The 16,353-nt window shown below is 64.1% G+C and carries 13 protein-coding genes and 1 pseudogene; 5 read left to right on the top strand and 9 right to left on the bottom strand.

Annotated elements, in window-relative coordinates; translation table 11 throughout:
• Positions 1-38: 38 nt before the first annotated feature.
• Complete coding sequence (locus JYG37_RS26440; protein WP_089489818.1) at positions 39-812, bottom strand: transporter substrate-binding domain-containing protein; 774 nt, start codon at positions 810-812, stop codon at positions 39-41.
• A 136-nt stretch (positions 813-948) separates the two neighbouring features.
• On the opposite strand from JYG37_RS26440, the gene JYG37_RS26435 reads away from it, so the two are divergent.
• Positions 949-1,869, top strand: a complete 921-nt coding sequence (locus JYG37_RS26435) for a LysR family transcriptional regulator (protein WP_124555303.1) — start codon at positions 949-951, stop codon at positions 1,867-1,869.
• 384 nt (positions 1,870-2,253) lie between these two features.
• Positions 2,254-3,333: a lipid II-degrading bacteriocin gene (locus tag JYG37_RS26430; RefSeq protein WP_143328921.1), complete on the top strand. Its 1,080-nt coding sequence runs from the start codon at positions 2,254-2,256 to the stop codon at positions 3,331-3,333.
• Between the two features lie 724 nt (positions 3,334-4,057).
• On the opposite strand, the pseudogene JYG37_RS26425 reads toward JYG37_RS26430, so the two are convergent.
• From JYG37_RS26425 to JYG37_RS26400, 6 genes and pseudogenes are all read right to left on the bottom strand, one after another.
• Positions 4,058-5,351: pseudogene (locus tag JYG37_RS26425) on the bottom strand (IS701 family transposase).
• 77 nt (positions 5,352-5,428) lie between these two features.
• Positions 5,429-5,593: a hypothetical protein gene (locus JYG37_RS26420; protein ID WP_160300496.1), complete on the bottom strand. Its 165-nt coding sequence runs from the start codon at positions 5,591-5,593 to the stop codon at positions 5,429-5,431.
• Positions 5,594-5,640: 47 nt separating this feature from the next.
• Positions 5,641-6,963 (bottom strand): MFS transporter, encoded by a 1,323-nt coding sequence (locus JYG37_RS26415; RefSeq protein ID WP_050012114.1) that lies wholly within the window; start codon positions 6,961-6,963, stop codon positions 5,641-5,643.
• 56 nt (positions 6,964-7,019) lie between these two features.
• Positions 7,020-8,213, bottom strand: coding sequence for a M20 aminoacylase family protein (locus JYG37_RS26410; RefSeq protein WP_050012115.1), 1,194 nt, complete (start codon positions 8,211-8,213; stop codon positions 7,020-7,022).
• A gap of 196 nt (positions 8,214-8,409) precedes the next feature.
• The gene (locus JYG37_RS26405; RefSeq protein WP_050012116.1) at positions 8,410-9,741 is read right to left on the bottom strand and encodes an MFS transporter; all 1,332 of its coding nucleotides are present in this window, start codon (positions 9,739-9,741) and stop codon (positions 8,410-8,412) included.
• 67 nt (positions 9,742-9,808) lie between these two features.
• Positions 9,809-12,157 (bottom strand): cytochrome P450/oxidoreductase, encoded by a 2,349-nt coding sequence (locus tag JYG37_RS26400; RefSeq protein ID WP_050012117.1) that lies wholly within the window; start codon positions 12,155-12,157, stop codon positions 9,809-9,811.
• A 113-nt stretch (positions 12,158-12,270) separates the two neighbouring features.
• On the opposite strand from JYG37_RS26400, the gene JYG37_RS26395 reads away from it, so the two are divergent.
• Positions 12,271-13,101, top strand: coding sequence for an IclR family transcriptional regulator (locus tag JYG37_RS26395; RefSeq protein WP_124594371.1), 831 nt, complete (start codon positions 12,271-12,273; stop codon positions 13,099-13,101).
• Between the two features lie 54 nt (positions 13,102-13,155).
• Here the strand turns inward: JYG37_RS26395 and JYG37_RS26390 are convergent, their stop codons facing one another.
• Positions 13,156-13,692 (bottom strand): carboxymuconolactone decarboxylase family protein, encoded by a 537-nt coding sequence (locus JYG37_RS26390; protein WP_050012119.1) that lies wholly within the window; start codon positions 13,690-13,692, stop codon positions 13,156-13,158.
• Between the two features lie 122 nt (positions 13,693-13,814).
• Between JYG37_RS26390 and JYG37_RS26385 the strand changes: the two genes are divergently transcribed.
• Both JYG37_RS26385 and JYG37_RS26380 read left to right on the top strand, forming a co-directional pair.
• Positions 13,815-14,795 carry a cupin domain-containing protein gene (locus tag JYG37_RS26385; RefSeq protein WP_249746049.1) on the top strand — a complete coding sequence of 327 codons (981 nt, stop codon included), beginning with the start codon at positions 13,815-13,817 and terminating at the stop codon, positions 14,793-14,795.
• Positions 14,796-14,845: 50 nt separating this feature from the next.
• The gene (locus JYG37_RS26380; protein WP_050012121.1) at positions 14,846-15,751 is read left to right on the top strand and encodes a LysR family transcriptional regulator; all 906 of its coding nucleotides are present in this window, start codon (positions 14,846-14,848) and stop codon (positions 15,749-15,751) included.
• A gap of 75 nt (positions 15,752-15,826) precedes the next feature.
• Here the strand turns inward: JYG37_RS26380 and JYG37_RS26375 are convergent, their stop codons facing one another.
• Positions 15,827-16,306 (bottom strand): nuclear transport factor 2 family protein, encoded by a 480-nt coding sequence (locus tag JYG37_RS26375; RefSeq protein ID WP_176016273.1) that lies wholly within the window; start codon positions 16,304-16,306, stop codon positions 15,827-15,829.
• Between the last annotated feature and the right edge of the window lie 47 nt (positions 16,307-16,353).

The raw sequence follows: 16,353 nt of genomic DNA, 5'->3' as shown, positions 1-16,353 counted from the left end.
AACGAAGAAGCGGGTGAAACGTCGAGGTCGCCCGGCGTTCAGTCGCCGTACGGGTTGAAATCGAAATACTGCTTCGCGATCCGCTCGTACGTACCGTCCTTCAGCATCGACGCGATCGCGCCGTCGATCGACGCCTTCAGCGCGGTATCCGACTGCCGCATGCCGATGCCGACACCGCGATCGCCCATGTCGAGCGGCGCGCCGACGAACGCGAAACCCTTGCCGCGCGGCTGGCGCAGGAACCCGTAGTCGGCTTCCACGGTACCGAGCAGCGCCGCGTCGAGGCGGCCGTTGACGAGATCGGCGAACACGTCGTCCTGGCTCTTGTACGGCACCACGCCGACGCCGGCCGGCGCCCAGTGCGCGAGCGCCCACGATTCGAACTGCGTGCCCGACTGCACGCCGACGCGCTTGCCGGCCAGCGACGCCGCCGTGCCGTCGAGCCCGCTGCCGGGCCGCGCGACGAGCCGCGACTTGAAACGGAACAGCTTCGACGAGAACAGGATCTGCTTCTCGCGCTTCGCGGTGATCGCCATCGACGACAGGATCGCGTCGATCTTGCGCGCCTGCAGCGCGGGAATCATCCCGGAGAATTCGAGCTCGACCCACTGGCAGCGCAACTGCGCGCGGCGGCAGATTTCGTTGCCGAGATCGACGTCGAAGCCCTTCAGGCTGCCGTCGGGCGCTTTCGCATCCATCGGCGGATAGGTCGGGTCGATGCCGAGCCGCACCACGTGCGCGTCGAGCGCGTACGCGGACGTGGCGGCCAGGCCAAGGCACAGGGAAACGAGCGGGACGAGGAAACGTTTCATGGTCGACGATGGGCAGGAAGCGAGGCAAACGGCATGAGCCGGACTGCCTGCGATCGTAGAAGCGCGGGGCCCACGCCGGAACCATCGGCTGACTTATCATGATCGGTATTTCCGATCACCGGCTTCGCTGCTTCCCATGGCGTTCACGCTGTCCCAGCTCCGCATCTTCCAGGCCGTCGTCGAGCACGGCAGCCTGCGCGCGGCCGCCCGCGCGCTCGACCTCGCGCAAAGCGGCGTCACGCAGCAACTGCAGGGCCTCGAGGCGACGCTCGGCGCGACGCTGTTCACGCGGACCAATCGCGGAATCGTGCCGACGGCGGTCGGCCGGCGGCTGCTCGCGCGCTCCGGTTCGATCCTCGGCGAATGCGAGCAGGTCGAGCGGGAAATCCGTCAGTTGAGCGGCGCCTACGAAGGCACCGTCACGCTCGGCCTCGTGACCGAGCCGCTGATCGACGCGTTCGCGCCCGTGCTGACCGCGTTCCGCGCGCGCTTCGACAAGGTGGACGTGCACCTGCGCACCGGCACGTCGCGGATGATGATCGGCTGGCTGCGCGAAAGCGCGGTCGATTTCGCGATCGCGCTGGTCGCGAAGCAGACCGACACGACCGATCTCGCGGTCACGCCGCTGCGCACGTCGGCGCCGGTGGTCGTGTGCCGCAACGGGCACCCGGCGATGCACGCGCAATCGCTCGCCGAGCTGGCCGACTATGGATGGGTGTCGACGCGCTCGCCGAACCTGAGCGCCGATCCGGTCGTCAATCGGCTGCTCGCGTACTTCGACGCGCACGGCCAGCCGCCGCCGAGGATTCTCGCGACCGTCGAAGGGATGTTCGAGACGCTGCAGATCGTCACGCAGACCGATTCCCTCGCGCTCGAAACCGAGGCGATCACGCGGCACGGGCCGTTCGCCGGCGCGCTTGCGAAAGTACCCGTATGCGAACGGGCCGACGCGCAGGACGTCTGCCTGCTGCAACGCGCGGCCGTGCCGCTGACGCCGGCCGCGCAGGAACTTGCGACGATGCTCGCGTCGTATCTGAGGGTGGTGCGCGGGCGGTAAGCACACGGGGTCACTGCGCCGCGCGCGCTGCTTGCGATCCATGGCGTATGGCAAGCCGAGGGTAACGTGCGGCATCTGATCGCGCGCAAGCTCGTCGACCGGGACCGGCTGCTCGGGGCACTGCCGCCGACGTCATGGGAGTTTTGTTGACGACATCGTACGAGTTCGATTGGACGCCTATCTCACTCTGGTTGCAACATCATACGAATTGGTTAGATACTAGTAATGTTGATGAAGTCACATTGAAAGAATGGCCGAGTGGCAACAATCTCAGTCACGCGTGTCATGCCTGCTGCAACTCCGAGGGCAAAGCGTTTTGACTTCGTCAACTCTAAAATCGATGTAACTTTTTCACAGAAAACCAAACGCTACTGGGACCATTAGATGAAAAGACGAAACTTTCTTGGCGCCTCCACTGCTTTTTTAGTAAGCAATCCTGTTCGATCACTCGCGCAAGGACACGGTCCAGCCGACGATCTTTTGCCACCAATCAGCGTTACGGCACCCACCGAACTTGCACTCCCCATAGCAACACCCAATGGCCCCGCTGGAGGTTATCATTGGGCAATAAATGGAGATAATATTCGCGGTGGCATATTTCAAATTGGCAAATTCAGATTAGTCAATGGGAAAAAGATTCTCGAAGCTGCCGCCGCCGGACGTTCCCGGGACGTGCTTTCTGAATTTGGGTATGGGATGGAACTTGCAAGCAAGCAAGTTGTGCAAGCGCAAATTTCAACCTATGCCCTTTTCACTTCGTGGATTGCAGACATGGGCTGGCAAGGCATCACTGGCGCGACCCAGTATGGCCTCTCCGATACGACGTTTAGTGGTCTCACAACAGCATTCGGGTTGTTCAGCGACTATTATTTCAGTCACCTCCCAGCTCCACCCATTGAGAGCTTCAAATTCTACGCCACTCCATTCTTCACCCTTTCAGCTTACTATAACTGGATCAGAGGAAACGGAGACCCGAAATCGGTCGACCTAAAATCTTTGAAACTCGGAATCGGTGTTCAGCAGATCTCCCCAATAAGAGACATTATTGTCAACGATGCCATGGGCCCAGGAACCTATCGGATCGACGCCCAGTTCAGCACGAATTTATTGAGCAACCAAGAATTAATTGTCGGATCGGCACTCGGACGAGTGAGCGGCCACATCCAGGGTGAGCTATTTTTAGGAAGTGATGATAGTTTCTATTTCAGAGGCGAATACACACTCAACCCAGACAAATTCGACTTTGATGCATCGCGGTCTCGTCCGTCGATACAAGAGGCCTTGACTACTTTCGTCCGTAAGATTGGAGAATTTACTGATCACAAAGATTTCATGATCTATTTTACTGGATCGCAGCCACTCAACGTCAATGGAACCAGAGCCAGCATCAAAGCAACGAATCCAGACGGAACGCCAGCGGCGATCCATACGGCAAGGCCTGGTGGTTTCGGGCGCAGACCATGAGTCAATTTTGCTGATCCGTGAACCGGCATGAGGAAAGCTCAAAAGCTTTCCTCACATCGACAAACTGGATTTTTTGATTGCGGAGAGAATTTTGATTAAAAAAATACTCAAATACACGATAGCCGCCGGCGGCGCATTACTAGCCTGCGCATTAGTTTTATTTGCAATTTTAGCTTACGTAAGGAATTGGGACGGCGGCGATGGTACGTGCCCCAAAATGACTCGCCACGAAATAACGGAATTCGTTGAAAAATACGCCAAACAGAATGGCTTATCTCAAGTAATTTTTGACGAGAATTTCGAATACGTCACTGATCTCCACCAATGGAAGGTTCCGTATCGATCCGATGGCCATCGATATATCGCAAAGATGACGTGCCTTGGAATCGTTCTTGACAATGTGGGCCCGTATAATTGACCCCTGATTTCACTCCTGATAGCGGGTTAGTAGCGGCAAAACGATAGGCCCGCTCGGACAAGCATGGTTCGCGGACTCGAGAAAGTGGAACAACTGCTGCCGCTACCAATGGCAACCTACAACCTGACGCTATTGAGATCGCTGGCCGCATTGCCCCGCACCTCGCGCTCGATCGACTGTCGCCAGCCGACCGGCATCTAATCTTACTGTGTCAATAAATCAGCATTGGATGCTGAACAAAACGGACATCGCTCAAGCCGGCGCGCGATGTATGCAGCGATACGCCAGCGCAGCGTGGTGATGGAATCAGCCACGTGGCGCTGTGCGCGCTGGGGACCCGCGTGGCACGTAATCCGAGGGTAAGGCAAACGGGTCGCCGATCGCGGAGTTTTTTTTACTGTCGCCTTGAATGAGGCGTTGAGCAACAAGAAATCCATAGGCAGCAATACACAACGATGCATGGTGATGGAAGCCACGCCAGCCACGTCCTTCGAAGTGTCCCAGGCCAAACTCCCGCTTGAGATCCTGATAGTCCCGCTCGATACGCCAGCGCATCTTGGCGACATGAACCAGTCGTTCGAGCGTCGTGTCTGGGGCAAAGTCGAAAGCCAGTACTTGAGTGGCTCCGCATCATCTTCGGGCCATTCGATCAACAGCCATTCCTCATCGCGCAGTGTGGAGCGCCAGTAATCTCGGTGTGAAGCACGCACGCGCACGGCAGCAAAGCGCGAACTGAGCGCGGCGCACGTGCCTTCGCGCCATATAACGTTACGATAGCACGAGGCATCGAGCGTAGAGGCCAGATCCTTGACTCCGGTCGGCTCATGTCCCGGTGCGCGCCGTAACAAGCTGCGTGGCCGACCCGACTTCCCCGTGGAGGGCTCGGGAGGGAGAGGAGCCGTGCCCGGCGCCCATACGCGCGTGTTCGAGCGAATGCCCACCGTATATTGCAGCCCGAGCTCGCTGACGGCCTCGCGAAACGAGGTGTCGTCTCCATAGCCCGCATCGGCCAACACGATACCGTCGGGCGCACCGCTTTGCCGTGCTTCGTGCAACTGCCCGGTCGCAATCCCTGGTTTGGTTGCAAACTCGATTTCCTCGGGCACGCCGGCTTTCTGTCGTCGCACGGGATCGTCGCTCCATTCACGCGGCAGATACAGTCGATACGACACGGGTAGGCTCGCGCCTTCCGTCGCCACCGACAGGCTCACCGCGACCTGGCAGTTGTCCTGCTTGCCCAGTTGACCGCAGTATTGCCGTGCCACGCCGACCGAATGCTTAACCTTCTTGGGAAATCCCGTGTCGTCAATGATCCAGTACAACCCGCCAGCCGGGTCCATGTGCGGCAGCACCCAGCGCCGCACCTGCTCGAGCAGCGCCGTATCGGACCATTCCGACTTCGCCACGAAATGATGCAGTGACTGGTGCCGCGCGCTCACATGCTCCGGTTCCAGATGTGCCGCCAGCGGCTCGACGCTCTTGCGCCGAATTGGCAGCATCAGCCCTTGGCAATGCCCTTCAATCCTGATTCACGATCGTTATGCCCAAGCGCTTCACACAAATGTTCCAGATACGCATCGAATGATCTTTCCCAGTCCATCATTCCTCACGTCATGGATGAAGAAGTTCCTATAATGGCATGAATTTATTGACACAGTAAGATTAGGGCCGATAGTGTTACTGCCCACCGTCGATCTTTTGAGTGACCACATAAACGTCCACACCGCTCATCGAGCATTCGCTGGACGACGCTTCGCTACTCGTGATGCCCTGGAACGTCGCGCCCGACTTATCGACGAACGTGATGTCGTAGATCTGGCGATACAGATCCTTGCCGGTCATGCCGACCAGTCTGCCCGGTCACGTCAGGCTGCCGCCCGCCTCGCGCGTCAGTCCAGCGATTCCCGCGCCGTCTCGCGCAGCATCGCGACCGCGATCAGCGACAGCACCACGCATGCGGCCACGTAGCCGGCCGGCGCGAGTTTGCTGCCGGTCGTCTTCACGAGCCAGGTCGCGATCAACTGCGCGGTGCCGCCGAAGATCGTCACCGCGAGCGCATACGCGATCGAGATGCCCGTCGCGCGCACGTGGCGCGGCAGCGACTCGCACATCAACGCCATTTCCGATGCCGAGCCGAGCGAATAGAACAGCAGCATCAGCGCGGTCAGCGGCAGGATCACCGACAGCGTCGGATGATGGTTCATCAGCCAGAACGCCGGGAACAGCAGCGCGACCAGCACGCCGCGGCCGACGAAGATCGGCAGGCGGCGGCTGCCGAGTTTGTCCGACAGCCAGCCGAACAGCGGGCACGTGACCAGCATCACGCAGCCCGACGCGACGCCGACGAACATCGACAGCTTCATCGGCAGGCCGAGCGTATGGATCGCGTAGGTCGGCATGTAGAACGTCAGGATGTAGGTCGACACCGTGCCGCCCATCACCGTGAGCATCAGCAGCACCACCGTGCGCGTGTGCTTCGAGAACAGCTCGTGCAGCACGCCGCGCTCGATCCCGTGATGGCGGTCGCCGGGCGAGTCGTCCGCGAGCCGGCGACGCAGAACCATTCCGACCGGCGCGATCAGCACGCCGACGAGGAACGGCAGCCGCCAGCCCCAGCCTTCGAGCGCGTCCTTCGTCATCGTGTTCGACAGCAGCGCCGCGAAGCCCGAGCCCATCAGCGCGGCGCCGCCCTGCGTCGCGAGCTGCCAGCTCGCGCGGAATCCGCGGCGCGACGTGCCGCCCTGTTCGAGCAGCGTCGACGTCGCCGCGCCGAATTCGCCGCCCTGCGAGAAGCCCTGCAGCAACCGCGCGAACACGACGAGCAACGGCGCGGCCACGCCGACCTGCGCATAGGTCGGCGCGATCGCGATCAGGCCGGTGCCGAGCGCCATCAGCATGATCGTCAGGTTCAGCGCGGCCTTGCGCCCCTTGCGGTCCGCGTACACGCCGAGCACGACGCTGCCGAGCGGCCGCGTGAAGAAGCCGGCGGCGAACGTCGCGACCGACAGCAGCAGCGACGTGGTCGGGTCGCTCGACGGGAAGAACAGCTTGCCGATCAGCACCGCGAAGAAGCCGTACACGGTGAAATCGAAGAATTCCAGCCAGTTGCCGATCACGGCCGCTGCGATCGCGCCGCGCTTCGTGACGGCAGGCGTGTCGGCTTCGGCCACGCCCGCCGACGCCGGGTGCAGCGCGAGATGGTCTTTCTGCATCGCTATCCTCTCCTGTCAATGCGGCCGGAAGCGCCGACCGCGCGCCGCCGCCGCGATCACTGCCCGAGGTAACGCTCGACGAGGCGCGTCCAGAACGCCGCGCCGATCGGCAGGTTGCGATCGTTGAAGTCGTATTTCGGGTTGTGCACCATGCAGCCGTCCTCGCCTTCGCCGTTGCCGAGCCGCACGAACGAGCCCGGCCGCTGCTGCAGCATGAACGCGAAATCCTCGCTGCCCATCAGCAGGTCGGTCTGCTCGACCACGTGCGCATCGCCGACGAGTTCGCGCGCGACCTGCGCGGCGAAATCCGTTTCGGCATCCGTATTGACGACGACCGGATAACCTTCGATGTACTCGACGTTCGCGCTCGCGCCGTAGCTCGCGGCCTGCGTTTGCGCCAGCTCGGTGATGCGGCGCTTGAGCAGCGCGCGCACTTCCGGGCTGAACGAACGCACGCTGAGTTCGAGGCGCGCGCCGTTCGGGATCACGTTGTTCGCGGTGCCGGCGTGCATCGAGCCGACCGTGACGACCGCCGGCTGCGACGGGTCGACGTTGCGCGCGACGATCGTCTGCAGCGCCATCACGATGCTCGCGGCGACGACGACCGGATCGACCGTCAGGTGCGGCCGCGCCGCGTGGCCGCCGACGCCTTCGATCGTGATGATCGCCTTGTCGCCCGCCGACATGAACGGGCCGCGCCGCGTGAGGAACACGCCGGGCGCCGCGCCCGGATGGTTGTGCATGCCGAACACCGCATCGCACGGGAAGCGCTCGAACAGGCCGTCGTCGATCATCTTCTTCGCGCCGCTGTCGACGCCGTGCTCTTCCGCCGGCTGGAAATACAGGTGCACGGTGCCCGAAAAGTGACGCGTTTTCGCGAGATGCTGTGCGGCGCCGAGCAGCATCGTCGTGTGGCCGTCGTGGCCGCACGCGTGCATCTTGCCGTGCGTGCCGCTCGCATACGGCAGGCCGGTCGCCTCGACGATCGGCAACGCATCCATGTCGGCGCGAATGCCGATGCTGCGCGTGCCGTCGCCCACCCGCAGCGTGCCGACCACACCCGTCTTGCCGACCCCGCGCGTCACCTGCCAGCCCCATTGCTCGAGCTTGTCGGCGACGAGCGCGGCCGTGTCGTGCTCTTCGTACGCGAGTTCGGGGTGGTGATGGATGTGGTGACGGATCTCGCGTAGCCCGCCGGCGGCGGGCATCAGATCCTCGACTTCGGTGAAGCGGGTATCGGTGGTGGTCATCAAGGGGCTCCTGCGTTTGTCTGCGCACGCCGGTGGCGCGTGCGGGAAAGCGAGCCACTATAGCCAGCCGATATCGGTTCAATAAGATGCGGAATTTTTCACCGTGATAAGGGTTTTTAATCAGGGTTAATACGGACGGATCGGACCCGCAGCCGCGCAACCCGCTTCTTCGCCCGCATGACGCGGCCGCCGTTCTTTACGCATGCGTCGAACGCGGCCGGTCGTTCGTCCGCATCGCATGTCCGGCGAACATCGACTGTGAATCGATGTCCTCACCGCGCGATTCGCGCGACGCGATCACCGCGACGAACGCGGGAAGCGCCATCAGCATCGCGTAACCCGCGACGAAGATCGCCGAGCCCGTATAGCTGACGAGCAGCGTGCCGACGATCGGGGCGATCGACCCGCCGAGCACCGATGCGAGCTGATAGCTGGTCGACAGTGCGGTAAAGCGCACCCGCGTCGGAAACAGTTCGGCCATGTACGCGGCCATCGGTCCGAGAATGATGCCGTGGCAGGCCAGGCACGCGATCAACGCGAGTTGCAGATGCGCATAATCGCTGCCCGGCGACAACGTGAACAACGAACAACCGGCGACCGCCGCGCCGAGCAAGCCGGCGATCAGCACCGGGCGCCGTCCGACCCGGTCCGACACGTGCGCGGCGATCAGGATGACGACGACCTCGATCGCCGACGCCCACATCAGCGCGGACAGCGCCTGCGGCCGGCTGAAGTGCAGATAGCCGGTCGCGAGTCCGAGCGCGAACGTCGAGAACAGATACAGGAACGTGTTTTCCGCGGCCTTCACGAAGAACGCACGCGCCATCTGCCGCCAGTTGCCCGCACACGTTTCGCGCAGCGACGCGCGCTCGACCGTCCGATGCGCGGCGGCCAGCTCGGCGAATGCCGCCGATTCCTCGACGCGCCGGCGCGTCCAGAAACCGACGATCACGAGCAGCGCGGAGATGAAGAACGGAATCCGCCACGCCCAGTCGACGAATGCGGCATCGCCGTAGAACCGCTGCACCAGCCCGATCACGAACGCGGTCAGCACGTTCGCGAGCGGGCCGGCGAACATCGTGAAGCTGGTCCAGAAGCCGCGCTGCGCGGCGGGCATCGATTCGGCGATCATCAGGATCGCCCCGGTCGCTTCGCCGCCGACCGCGATCCCCTGCACGATCCGCAGCAGCACGAGCAGCAGCGGCGCCGCGATGCCGATCGACGCATAGGTCGGCAACAGGCCGACGCAGAACGTGCTGATGCCCATCATCAGCAGACTGACGACGAGCGTCTTGCGGCGGCCGATGCGGTCGCCGATCATCCCGAACACGATGCCGCCGAGCGGCCGCGCGACGAAGCCGACCGCGAACGTCGCGAGCGCGAGCAGCGTGGCCGCGAGCGGATTGCCGACGACGAAGAACTGCTTGTCGAACACGAGCACCGCGCACGCGGCGAACGCGAAGAAGTCGTACCACTCGAGCGTGGTGCCGACGGTGCAGGCGAACATCAGGTTGGCACGCTTTTTCATCGCGCATGTCTCCGGTCTTTTTTGTGGTTTATGGGGGGCGAGCGGCGCTCGCGGCGCCACCGCGCGTTCAAAGTTCGAGAACGAGCCGCTCGCCACCGCACGCGCGCGAACAGCAGGTCATCATGCGGTCGTGCGCGTCGCGCTCCGCGCGCGTGAGCACGCTGTCGCGATGATCGACTCGACCGGCCAGCACGCGGACTTCGCACGAGCCGCACAGCCCTTCTCGGCAGTCGCTCTGCACGTCGATGTTCGCGTGCTGCAACGCGTCGAGCACGGTCTGGTTCGCCGAGACCGTCAGCGTGATGCCCGAATCCTTCAGTTCGACTTCGAACGGCCGCTCCTTCGACGGATCCAGCGCCGCCTTCGTCGACACGAAATGCTCGACTCGCAGCGCATCGCGCGGCCAGTGCGCGCAGCTCGCTTCGAGTGCGTCGAGCATCCGCGCGGGGCCGCACGCGTAGATGTGCGTGTCGTCGGCCGGCTGCGCGAACAGCGCGCGAAAGTCGTTACGCGAGCCTTCTTCCGACACGTATACGTGCAGACGCTCCCCATGCAGCGCGGCGAGCGTGCCGAGCATCGCCATCGACGCACGTCGCGAGCCGCTGTAGTGGATTTCGTAATCGATGCCGCGCGCCTTCGCTTCGCGCGCCATCGCACTGATCGGCGTAATGCCGATGCCGCCCGCGACGAAGATGGCCTTGTCGACGTCGGCTGCGAAGCGGAAGTGATTGCGCGCGCCGCGAATCTTCAGCCCATCGCCGGCGCGCAGGTTCGCATGCACCCACGCCGATCCGCCGCGGCTCTGCGCTTCGTGCAGTACCGCGATCTCGTACACGTCGCGCTCGTCCGGGTCGCCGCACAGCGAATACTGGCGCGTGATGCCGGTATCGCCGCAGATCACGTCGATGTGCGAGCCGGGCGTCCAGCGCGGCAGCGGGCGGCCGTCGGCGGACACGAGCCGGATGTGGGCGATGCGATCCGCGCACATCGACACGCGTTCGACCGTGACCGCGCGGCTCACCGCGTGCGACGGCGGCTCGCCGATGCGCACCGCCGCGCGCGGGTGCAGCACCGACGGGTCGCGGCGCTCGGGATTCAGCGCAGGATCCCATTCGACGTACAGATGCTCGGGGCCTCGGAACGACGTGTTCGGCACATACGTGAAGCGCTGCTCGGCGAGCTTCATGTGCGGCAGACGGCGCGTGAACTCGTCGAGGAAGACCTGCATCTCCATGCGCGCGAGATTCTTGCCCATGCACTGATGCGATCCATAGCCGAACGTCAGCTGATCGTTCGCGTTCTCGCGGCGGATGTCGAACAGGTCGGCGTCCGCGAAGCGCGCTTCGTCGTGATTCGCGGACGACGTGACGATCAGCAGCTTCGAGCCCGCCGGAATGTCGATGCCGCCGATCGTCACGTCCTTCGTCGCGAGCCGTCGCCATGCGGCGACCGAGCCGTTGTGGCGCAGGCACTCCTCGACTGCGTTCGGAATCAGCGACGGATCCTCGCAGATGTCGCGCCACGCGTCCGGATGCTGCAGCAGCAGTTTCATCGCGTTCGCCGTCGCGTTCGCGGTCGTCTCGTGCGCCGCGACGATGCCCGCCATCATCATCGAATGCAGATACGAATCGGTGATCACGTCCGGCAGTTCCTTCTGCTTGCGGATCCCGTACTGCATCCAGCCGGGCCCGGACGGATTCTCGCGCATCTTGTCGAGCACCTTGCCCGCGAACTGCCAGAACTTGCCGACCGCATGCGCGACCGCGACCTGCTCCTCCGGTTTCGGGCGCCCCCACGTGTTGATCGTGTGCGCGATCGAGTATTCGCGCAGCGTGTCCATGTCCTCCTCTGGCACGCCGAGAAAGTGCAGCGCGACGGTGAGCGGCACTTCCCACAGCATCTGGTCGACCAGATCCGCTCGACCGTCGTCGATGAAGCGGTCCACGTATTCGCGTGCGAGCCGGCGCACCATCGGTTCGTGATGCTTCAGCGCGTCGGGCGTGAACGGGTCGAGCAGCGCGCGGCGGCGCGGCATGTGCGCGGGCTCGTCCTCGTTGACGAGCGTGCGGTTCAGCGCAAAGCCGTATGACGCGAGCACCGCGTTCGCCTCGGGGCCGGTGGGCGTGATCTTCTCCAATGCGATCGACGGGCTGAACGTGAGGTTGTCGCGAAAGATCGCCTTGATGTCGTCGTAGCGCGTGACGACCCAGTAGCCGAGTCTGGGGCTGTAGAACACCGGCTCCTGCTCGCGCGCCCAGCGCACGTACTCGGGCGGGTCCTGCTGGTAGCCGTCGTCGAACGGATCGAACGCGGCTGCGGCGGCGCTCACCGGACAGCCGTTCGGTGCGCTCGCCGCGGCCGGCGCAGGATGAAACGGACATTTCGACGATGACGCGTGGCGGTCCGTGACGGACATGATTCGCTCCCGTGCTATGATTTTGCGTAAATCTAATACGCAATGCGTAATCAAGCGACTGGGGTAAACCTTGGCGGCCGGGCACCGCCGGTCGTCCGGCTAGAATCCGGCTTATGGAAAAGATCGCCAGAACGAAGAAGACCGCGGCCGCCGAGCGCGACCGCAGGCAACGCGTCCAGTCCGCGTCGACCGGCCTGCTCGTGCTGAAGGAACTCGCCGCGTGCGGCGGCCGCGCCACGCTGACCGCGCTCGCCGCGCGGCTCGACGAGAATCCCGCGAAGGTTCACCGCTATCTGGCGAGCCTGATGGAGGAAGCGTTCGTCACGCAGGAGCGCGCGACCCAGCAATACGTGCTCGGGCCCCAGTGCATCTCGATCGGGCTCGCGGCGATCCGGATGGCCGACCCGATACGGCTCGCCGAACCGTCGCTCGTGCGCGTGCGCGAGCGCCTGGAGGTAACGTGCTTCGTCGCGATCATGGGCAACCGCGGGCCGACGATCATGCGCTTCGAAGAGCCCGGCTTGCCGGTCACGGTCAATGTTCGCGCCGGCTCGGTGATGTCGTTGCTATGGTCCGCAACCGGGCGGCTGTTCCTCGCGCTGCTCGACGAGCCGCGTGTGCGGCAGCTGGCGGAAGACGAACTCGCGTCGGCGCCGGCCGAGCTGCGCGCGCAGCTCGATCGACGCGATCCGGTCGGTCAATTGCAGCGCGAGATTCGCGCGGCCGGCCTCGCGACCGTCCGCGACACGAACCTGAAGGGCATCAGCGCCGTGTCGGCGCCGCTATTCGATGCGAACGGACATATGTGTGCGGCGATCACCGCGTTGGGCGCGACCGGCGGCTTCGACGCATCGATCGACGGGCCAGTCGCGACGGCACTGCGCCACGAGGCCGGGCTGATCAGCGGCGAGCTCGGGTACCGGGCCGATCCCGACAGCCGGTAGTGCATCCGCGTATCGGCGCGGACGCGGGCTTCCTGCCCGCGATCCACCGCGCCGTTACGCCACGGCCGGAAAATCGAGCGTCGTATCGTTCACGCGATTGACGAGGTTCGTGAACGTGATCGATGCGATGGCGAGATTGATCTCGATGAGCTGGCGTTCCGTATAGCCCGCTGCGCGCACCGCATCGACGACCGCAACGGGGACCGTGCCGTGCGTGCCGACGAGCGTACGAACATACGCGACCAGCGCGTCCCGCGCGGCGTCGCCGGTTGCCGCGCCCGCGCGCACCTGCTTCATCTGATCGCTTGTCAGGCCTGCCAGCTTGCCCATCAGCGTGTGAGCGGCGACGCAGTAATCACATCCCGCGTATTCGCTGACCGCCAGCTTGATCGCTTCGATATCGGCCTTGCCGAGCGTGCTCGCCGCGACCGCCGCATCGAACGCCAGCGCCGCGCCGAGCGCTTCGGGGCTTTGCGTGCCGATGGTGGCGTATGCGTTGGGCACCTTGCCGACGGCCTTCTTGATCTTCGCGAACACTTCAGCGGCCGCGCCGGTTGCCTCTTCAGGGCGAATGGTGGTGAGACGGGACATGATCGACTCCTTGCTTCGTGGTTGAACGGTTAGCCATGTCGTATGGCATGGGAGTCAGTGTAGGGATGCGTGACGTTTTCTTTAATGCCATACTGCCGCAACTCCATGCTCAAACGTCTCATATGGAAATGCTCGACCGATTGCTGTCCATGATGCCGGTCACCGGGCGGCTTGACGTGCGGTGCCACTTCGGGTCGCCGTGGCGCATCGACCATCCCGAGTCGAGCGAGTGGGAACTCCCCTATCACATCCTGTTGCGCGGCGAGGCCGTCGTCGAGTGCGAGACGGACGGAGAAGACGAACCGACGCTGCGGATGAAGGCCGGCGACATCGTCGTGTTTCCGTCCGGCAGCGCCCATCGGCTGCACGACGGCAGCGGCGAGGCGCCGCGCGCGGCGCGCGAGCGGCACCGAAACGGCCTGACCGTTGCGACGAACGGCAGCACCAATGCGAACACCGATGTGCTGTGCGGGCGCTTCGTGCTGCCTGCCGTCCCGCAGCAGTTGCTGCGCGACCATCTGCCGCGACGTCTGATCGTGAGCAGCGTAACCGCGGGCGACGAACAGACGCGCGACGCCGCGTTTGCAGCCACGCGGCTCGCGCGGCTCATCGACTTGATGCGCGAGGAAGCGCTGGAGCAACGCGCCGGCAGTACCGCGGTCGTGGATCATCTGTCCGGCGCGCTGTTCGCGTTGACCCTGCGCAGTGCGTCCGAGGCAGGCCACGCGCCGCGCGGGCTGCTTGCACTGGCACAACGTCATCGGCTGCAGCCGGCGCTCGCAGCGATGTTCGACGAGCCCGAAAAGCCCTGGACGCTGGCCCAGCTGGCCGAGCGCTGCCACATGTCGCGCGCGACGTTCGCACGCCACTTCGACGAGGCGATCAGCCGCTCGGCAACCGATGTCCTGACTGAAATCCGCATGGCGCTTGCCGGGCGCAAGCTCGCGCAAACGACGATGTCCGTCGCCGAAATCGGCGAATCGGTCGGCTATCGATCCGAGGCCGCGTTCCAACGGGTGTTCAAACGGCAGGTAGGCATGACGCCGGCGAAGTGGCGCATCCGATCGTCGAGCATCGCGGAGCCGGACACGCGTTCATCCTGACACGCGATGCGCGTGAGGCCACGTTCACTTCACCCGGATATCTTTCATACATGGACAGGCTCCAGGCCATGACCACCTTCGTCACGGTGGTCGAGACGGAAGGGTTCGCATCGGCGGCGCGCAAGCTGAACGTCTCGCCGTCGGTGATCAGCCGCGTGATGACGGAACTCGAGGAATATCTCGGCGTGCGGCTGTTGACGCGGACGACGCGCGTGGTCCGCATCACCGATGCGGGCGCGTCGTTTTACGAGGACTGCCGGCGCATTCTGGCGGACATCGACGCGGCCGAGCTTTCCGCCACCGGCACCGGCAATACGCCACGCGGCCAGCTCACCGTCACGGCGCCTGTACTGTTCGGCAAGAGCTACGTGACGCCGATCGCGCTCGAGTATCTGCAGCAGCATCCTTCCGTCAATCTCAACTGCTGGTTTCTGGACCGCGTCGTCAATCTCGTCGATGAAGGCGCCGACGTGGCCGTGCGCATCGGCGAGTTGCCGAACTCGTCGCTGCAGGCGATCTCGGTCGGCAAGGTACGCCGCGTGCTGTGCGCGTCTCCCGCTTATCTGGACGCGCACGGCACGCCGCAGCGTCCGGACGATCTCGCGGCTCACGTCACGATTCAGGCGACGGGCATCACGCCGGCGCCCGAATGGCGCTTCCGCGCGCGGGACAAGACGCTCACCGTCCCCATCCAGCCGCGCCTGCTGACCACGACGAACGATTCCGCGATCGCCGCGGCAACGGCCGGCCTCGGCATCGTGCGCCTGCTGTCCTATCAGGTGGTCGACGAACTCGCGCAAGGCACGCTGTGCGTGCTGCTGGCCGAGCACGAACTTGCGCCGCTCCCGGTTCACGTCGTGCATCGGGAGGGCCGGCACGCGAACCGGAAAGCGCGCGCGTTCATCGATCTCTGCGTCGAAAGGCTGAGGGCCCAAGCGCCGATGTGGTCTGCCTAGGGCGTGTTCACGCCCTAGCAGGCACCGGCGAGTCGGCACGCGTAGCGAGCATCGCGCGCCGTAGGCAAGCAGGCCTTACGGACCGAGATCGCTGAGGCCCGGATGATCGTCGGGCCTGCGCCCGAGCGGCCAGAAGAACTTGCGATCGGCCTCGGCGATCGGCAGATCGTTGATGCACGCATGGCGGTGGTGCATGAGGCTATCGTCGCCGAATTCCCAGTTCTCGTTGCCGTACGAGCGATACCCGTTCTGCGCGTCGTCATGCCACTCGTAGGCGAAGCGCACGGCGATCCGGTTGCCGCCGTACGCCCACAGCTCCTTCATGAGCCGGTAGTCGAGTTCGCGCTGCCATTTGCGTGTGAGCAGCGCAACGATCGCCGGACGGCCCGTCACGAATTCGGCGCGGTTGCGCCACACGCTGTCGACGCTGTACGCGAGCGAAACCTGCTCCGGATTGCGCGTGTTCCACCCGTCTTCCGCAAGCCGCACTTTCTCGATCGCCGTGTCCAGCGAGAACGGTGGAACCGGCGGGCGGGCAACGTTGACGTCTTTCATGGTCAAACTCCTTTCGTCGGGAATCGTCGCCGTGCGACGAGGGTTCT

This window comes from Burkholderia sp. LAS2 (assembly GCF_018417615.1).
Classification (GTDB): Bacteria; Pseudomonadota; Gammaproteobacteria; order Burkholderiales; family Burkholderiaceae; genus Burkholderia; species Burkholderia sola.
The sequence above is the reverse complement of the archived record's forward strand: the minus strand, read 5'-3'. Positions and strand labels throughout refer to the sequence as shown.

What these genes read in the sequence shown, in the direction of transcription:
- JYG37_RS26430 (WP_143328921.1), top strand. Translation starts at nt 2,254, where the DNA reads ATGAAAAGACGAAACTTTCTTGGCGCCTCCACTGCTTTTTTAGTAAGC.
- JYG37_RS26375 (WP_176016273.1), bottom strand. Translation starts at nt 16,306, where the DNA reads ATGAAAGACGTCAACGTTGCCCGCCCGCCGGTTCCACCGTTCTCGCTG.
- JYG37_RS26385 (WP_249746049.1), top strand. Translation starts at nt 13,815, where the DNA reads ATGGAAATGCTCGACCGATTGCTGTCCATGATGCCGGTCACCGGGCGG.
- JYG37_RS26405 (WP_050012116.1), bottom strand. Translation starts at nt 9,741, where the DNA reads ATGAAAAAGCGTGCCAACCTGATGTTCGCCTGCACCGTCGGCACCACG.
- JYG37_RS26395 (WP_124594371.1), top strand. Translation starts at nt 12,271, where the DNA reads ATGGAAAAGATCGCCAGAACGAAGAAGACCGCGGCCGCCGAGCGCGAC.
- JYG37_RS26420 (WP_160300496.1), bottom strand. Translation starts at nt 5,593, where the DNA reads ATGACCGGCAAGGATCTGTATCGCCAGATCTACGACATCACGTTCGTC.
- JYG37_RS26440 (WP_089489818.1), bottom strand. Translation starts at nt 812, where the DNA reads ATGAAACGTTTCCTCGTCCCGCTCGTTTCCCTGTGCCTTGGCCTGGCC.
- JYG37_RS26415 (WP_050012114.1), bottom strand. Translation starts at nt 6,963, where the DNA reads ATGCAGAAAGACCATCTCGCGCTGCACCCGGCGTCGGCGGGCGTGGCC.
- JYG37_RS26380 (WP_050012121.1), top strand. Translation starts at nt 14,846, where the DNA reads ATGGACAGGCTCCAGGCCATGACCACCTTCGTCACGGTGGTCGAGACG.
- JYG37_RS26400 (WP_050012117.1), bottom strand. Translation starts at nt 12,157, where the DNA reads ATGTCCGTCACGGACCGCCACGCGTCATCGTCGAAATGTCCGTTTCAT.
- JYG37_RS26390 (WP_050012119.1), bottom strand. Translation starts at nt 13,692, where the DNA reads ATGTCCCGTCTCACCACCATTCGCCCTGAAGAGGCAACCGGCGCGGCC.
- JYG37_RS26410 (WP_050012115.1), bottom strand. Translation starts at nt 8,213, where the DNA reads ATGACCACCACCGATACCCGCTTCACCGAAGTCGAGGATCTGATGCCC.
- JYG37_RS26435 (WP_124555303.1), top strand. Translation starts at nt 949, where the DNA reads ATGGCGTTCACGCTGTCCCAGCTCCGCATCTTCCAGGCCGTCGTCGAG.